Raw genomic sequence first — 575 nt, forward strand, 5'->3', positions numbered from 1 at the left:
TCGTATGTGCGGAGTGTAATGCAAAAATCCAGAGCTGTGATAAGTAAAATGATGTTACAGATGGAGAGCCGTATACATGGAAACGTGTAAGTACGGTTCGGGGGCAGGTAAGCGAAAACCTACCGCTGTAAAGCGGAAAGGCGTTGCTTGCCGAGCCTACAAATCACCGCCCAGAAGATAAGCCAAGACATGGAAACCTTGTCGCACAAGTTGGAGGACATGGAGAAGAATATCTGCCGAGCCATCTAATTAAAAACAGAATACCGATGAAAGAAGAAAGAAACATTATCACGATGGACGGGCAGGGCAATATCTCCCTGCCGAGCGATATAGGTGCAACCGCCATGACCGAGCGGGAAATCTGCGAACTGTTCGGGGTTATCGCCCCGACGGTTCGGGCAGGGATAAAGGCACTCTGCAAAAGCGGAGTTTTGAGCGTATATGACATAAAGCGCATTATCCGCATATCGGACATATACAGCGTGGAGGTTTACAACCTCGAAACGATAGCCGCCCTCGCTTTCCGTATCGAGTCGTTCGGGGCGGCGAAAGTCCGCAGGGCATTATTAGAGAGG

General features: G+C 49.9%; 1 protein-coding gene. It reads left to right on the forward strand.

The features are described 5' to 3' along the window. Positions 1 to 266 precede the first annotated feature (266 nt). The coding region (locus tag IEY73_RS32975) for a hypothetical protein (protein WP_189083255.1) at positions 267 to 575 on the forward strand (309 nt) is incomplete at its 3' end.

The organism is Mangrovihabitans endophyticus (assembly GCF_014646155.1).
Lineage (GTDB): Bacteria > Actinomycetota > Actinomycetes > Mycobacteriales > Micromonosporaceae > Actinoplanes > Actinoplanes endophyticus.